The organism is Deltaproteobacteria bacterium, assembly GCA_019310525.1.
Lineage (GTDB): Bacteria > Desulfobacterota > DSM-4660 > Desulfatiglandales > HGW-15 > JAFDEE01.
Window position 1 is genome coordinate 1 of sequence record JAFDEE010000138.1, and the last position, 4,464, is coordinate 4,464.

A 4,464-nucleotide genomic window follows, 5' to 3' on the forward strand; every position below is an offset into this window, starting at 1 on the left:
CTCATCAAAATTTTGAAACGCTCAGTTTAGGTAGTGCCCATCCATAAACAGGCAATTTTGTTCAAGGTCAAGGAAGGCGAAGATTTTAACCGCCCTGCTTGGGGTGCCAAGCGGCAGAGGCACCATACATTGAAGTATTTCGAGGTTTAAAATCTGAGCCTGACGCAGCTTGTCACGCCGTAGCCATAGCGAAGGCGGAAGATTGGGCAAAAGAGCCATTTATGGATGGGCACTAGGTAACACTTCAGATGAAAGCATACATGAACGATATCTCCCGGAGAAAGAAGAGTGATTGACAAATGCATCCCTATTGAAAAAGCGCTCGAAAATCTGCGCGATGGCGATTGCGTTATGGTTGGTGGATTTGGAGTCCCGGGAACACCGTTTACCCTCATTAATGGATTGCTGGAACGAGGAACCTCCGGGTTGACCCTGATTAAAAATGAGGCCAATGAAGATGGAATGGGAATCTCCAAGCTCATTGAAGCGGGGAGAGCTCGAAAGCTGATCTGCTCACACCTGGGTCTGAACGCTACGGTGATCGGTATGATGAACCGCAATGAAATCGAGGTGGAGTTTTACCCTCAGGGAATCCTGGCCGAAAAAATCAGGGCCGGCGGGGCCGGTCTGATAGGTATCCTGACGGATATCGGTATGGACACGATTCTGAAGGAAAAAAAGCGATGTATTGAGATCAATGGGCAGAGAGCTATTTTTGAACCGGCCCTGAGGGCGGATGTGGCGTTGATCCATGCTTATATGGCAGATCCTTTGGGAAACCTGGTTTATCGGAAGAGTGCGCGGAATTTCAATCCTCTAATGGCTACCGCTGGAGACACAGTGATCGCAGAAGTTGAAAAGATCGTGGATATAGGTGACCTGGATCCCGAACATGTTCACACGCCCGGCGCCTTCGTGGATCATGTGGTGGTCATTGAAAAGATAACTTCGGAGTACGGGGTTCTGAAACACCATGCCCTATAAAGAAAAAATCGCAAGGCGTGCGGCCAGGGAAATAGTGGCGGGACAGGTTATAAACCTGGGAATCGGCATTCCTACCCTTATTCCCAATTACATCTCAGATGATAAACCCGTTCTCATCCACTCCGAGAACGGCATCCTCGGCATGGGTCCCAGGTCCGAACCCGGAAAAGAGGACCGCAATCTCATCGACGCCGGGGGAAATTACGTTTCACTGATTGGAGGTGCCTCATTTTTCGATAGCGCACTTTCATTCGCTCTTGTCCGGGGGGGACGTTTGGATTTGACCTTTTTGGGCGCCTTGGAGGTTTCCGAGAGAGGGGATTTGGCTAACTGGATTATTCCCGGGAAGTTTTCTCCCGGGATAGGAGGCGGCATGGAGTTGGCTCAAAAATCCAAACGTCTCATTATCACCTCAACTCATACAAACCGAAACGGACGTCCGAAAATACTCAGGAAATGTACCCTGCCTCTCACTGCGAAGAATTGTGTGAATACCATCATCACTGAATTGGCTGTGATCGACGTGACGTCGGATGGATTGGTGCTGCGGGAAATTGCGGAGGGTACGGATTTGGATGAAGTGATTCAAAAGACTGAAGCTCCGCTGATCATCCCGCACCGTGAGCTTCCCAGATTCTAGGTGGGATAAAGGTCATGTCAATAAACAAACAAGAAAAAAAGCTCATTGAAACGGTTGATCGCCTGGGCGATGACATTCTTGATTACGCCTGTAGGCTGGTACAGGAACCCAGCACTCTCGGGAATGAAGCATCCGCCGTCAAGGTGGCAGAAGAGGAATTAAAAAAGCTTTCATTTAATCCGATCAGCGTCCCTATAGAACCGGCGGCGCTTTCGAAACATCCGGGATTTGCTCCGGTGCCCTGGGGATATGAGAACCGGAAAAATGTGGTAGCAACCCGGGAAGCGAATGGAACAGGCGGGCGAAGCCTTCTTTTCAATGGTCACCTTGATGTGGTCAGTCCTGAACCTTTGGATTTTTGGGAACAAGATCCCTTTACCCCTGTAGTTCAAAACGGCTGGCTATATGGTCGCGGATCAGGGGATATGAAATCAGGTGTTGCAGCTATGACATATGCTGTGCACGCCGTGGAAAAAGCAGGTTTCGGACTAAGAGCACCTGTAACTATTGAAGCAGTGATAGAAGAGGAATGCAGCGGCAATGGGGCCCTGGCCTGCCTGGAGGCCGGATATGACGCCGAGGCCGTGTTGATACCGGAACCGTTTGGCCCTACTATTCTCACCACCCAGGTAGGGGTACTCTGGTTCAAGGTCTCTGTTCGGGGTGCCCCGTGTCACGTGCAGTCAGCACCATCCGGCATCAATGCCATTGAAAAAAGCTATCGCATTATTTCGGCATTAAGGCAACTGGAAGCAGAACTCAACAGTTCTGATGTTCCACCCAAGTACAGGGATCTGAAGCATCCTTTAAATCTGAATATCGGTATCATTAAAGGAGGCGACTGGCCTTCCACCGTACCGGCCAGTGCCGAATTTCACGGCCGGCTCTCTTTTTTCCCGGGTGTTTCCTATGAGGAGATTTCCAAGCGGATCGTCGAAACCATTGAAACGGCCGCAAAAGAAGATCCCTGGCTTTCAGAGAACCCTCCTGTGATCGATTTCTATGGATTCAGATCCGAGGGACATAGCCTCGGCATTGACCTCCCTGCTTTCACCACCCTGAATGCATGTCACAGGGCCCTTACAGGTCTGGATGCGATGGAATATATCTCCACATGCACCACGGATCTCAGGGTTTTTAATCTGTTCGGGCGTGGCCAGGCTACCTGCTACGGACCGATAGCTGAAAAAATACATGGGGCGAACGAACGTGTAAATATTGAGAGCGTGATACATGTAGCCAAAACATATGTGCTGTTCATATCGCGGTGGTGCGGCCTTGTTGATTAAACTACTATCGGTTGAAGCCGATAGCTCTAGGAGCCAAGGAGCCGAGGGGTCAAGGGGTCAAGTGAAATGCGTAGAAACAGGCTTATCAACTCTTACAACAATCACACTAAAGTCTTCCCCTGAAGGCCTAAGGTTCTCCCATTCCCAGAATGGGACTTTAAGACGGTATCTCGGGTGCTGTATCCAATTTAGGGGGAAAAGCCATGAATGAAGTTGTAATCGCGGGATATTTGAGAACAGCCCAGTCGAAATCCAAGCCAAGTGATCCGGCCAGAGACTGGTTTCATAAGTTGAGGGCCGATGATTTGCTTGGGAGGCTCATACCGGAACTCCTTGAGAGGGTCGGGATCACTTCAGAGGAAATCGACGACTTTCTCGTTGGCTCTGCAATGGGCGTAAGTGAGCAGTGGACTTACGGGGGGAGAACCCCCCTATTCCTGGCAAATCTCTCAGAAAAGGTACCTGCGAAATTCATTGATCAACAATGTGGATCCAGCATGGCTGCTGTTCATATAGGATTCATGGAGATTGCCACAGGGTTTGCTGATATTGTGCTTGCAGGCGGAATGGAGCATATGACACGTGTTCCCATGGGGCCCAGTCTCTTTGAGAAGAATGTCATCTCACGCAATCCACGGCTGTATACGGATAACTGTTACAAGCACTGGGATATGGAAATCACTATGACTATGGGGCTCACGGCTGAAAAGCTCGCTCGTGAAACATCATTTTCGCGGGAGGATATGGACAGCTGGGGACTGCGTTCCCATCAGCGGACGGTTAAGGCAAGGGGAGAAGGTTTTTTTGATGGCGAGATACTGCCTCTTGAGGCAGAGCAGGCTGATGGAACCATTATGACAGTGGATCGTGATCAATCGGTCCGCGAGAACATCTCAATGGAAGACATGTCAAAGCTGAAGCCCGTATTTCTCGCGGACGGGGTCATCACGGCCGGGAACTCTTCTCCTCTCAATGCCGGTGCCAGCTCCATGTTACTCATGTCCCGTATTGCCGCAGAGCGAAAAGGGATAAGACCCTTGGCAACCATTCGGTCCATCGGGTTTGCTGGAGTGGACCCTACCATAATGGGGGTAGGCCCCGTTCCAGCCATTCAGATGGCCCTGAAAAAGGGAAATCTTCAAGTCCAGGATATAGATTTTTGGGAGATCAATGAGGCCTTCAGCGTTGTGGTGCTGAACTGTATCCGGGAACTGGGGATTGACCCGGAAAAGGTCAATATTAAGGGAGGCGGGATCGCCATCGGACACCCGATGGGCGCAACCGGGATCAGGCTGATCGGGACCCTTTCCCGGATACTCGAGAAAGAAAAAGCTCGTTATGGGTGCGCAGCCGCTTGCGCCGGAGGAGGACAAGGTATTGCAACTATTATTGAAAGGCCCTTTTAGCCCGTGGATTTTAAACACCGGCAAATTTTAAAAAGTAAACTACGTACCGGCTGAAGCCGGTAGCTTTGGAATCGGCTGCAAGCCGACTAAAGATCGTTACCGTCAATCTTGAAGTCACCGTCTGGGGGCTCATGTCCCTGCTGCT

The 4,464-nt window shown here is 50.4% G+C and carries 4 protein-coding genes; all 4 read left to right on the forward strand.

The features are described from left to right. Positions 1 to 291: 291 nt before the first annotated feature. The 4 genes from JRF57_16100 (at position 292) to JRF57_16115 (ending at position 4,319) form a co-directional block, all read left to right on the forward strand. Entirely contained in the window at positions 292 to 984 is a 693-nt protein-coding gene (locus JRF57_16100; GenBank protein MBW2305219.1) for a CoA transferase subunit A, read from the forward strand. Beyond that, positions 974 to 1,624, forward strand: a complete 651-nt coding sequence (locus JRF57_16105) for a 3-oxoacid CoA-transferase subunit B (GenBank protein ID MBW2305220.1) — start codon at positions 974 to 976, stop codon at positions 1,622 to 1,624. The genes JRF57_16100 and JRF57_16105 overlap by 11 nt, the downstream gene beginning before the upstream one ends. Positions 1,625 to 1,638: 14 nt before the next feature. Further along, positions 1,639 to 2,913, forward strand: coding sequence for an ArgE/DapE family deacylase (locus tag JRF57_16110; protein ID MBW2305221.1), 1,275 nt, complete (start codon positions 1,639 to 1,641; stop codon positions 2,911 to 2,913). Positions 2,914 to 3,116: 203 nt separating this feature from the next. Next, complete coding sequence (locus tag JRF57_16115) at positions 3,117 to 4,319, forward strand: acetyl-CoA C-acetyltransferase (protein ID MBW2305222.1); 1,203 nt, start codon at positions 3,117 to 3,119, stop codon at positions 4,317 to 4,319. Positions 4,320 to 4,464: the final 145 nt, after the last annotated feature.

Coding starts and splice junctions, on each gene's coding strand:
- JRF57_16105 (MBW2305220.1), top strand. CDS start 974: ATGCCCTATAAAGAAAAAATCGCAAGGCGTGCGGCCAGGGAAATAGTG.
- JRF57_16110 (MBW2305221.1), top strand. CDS start 1,639: ATGTCAATAAACAAACAAGAAAAAAAGCTCATTGAAACGGTTGATCGC.
- JRF57_16115 (MBW2305222.1), top strand. CDS start 3,117: ATGAATGAAGTTGTAATCGCGGGATATTTGAGAACAGCCCAGTCGAAA.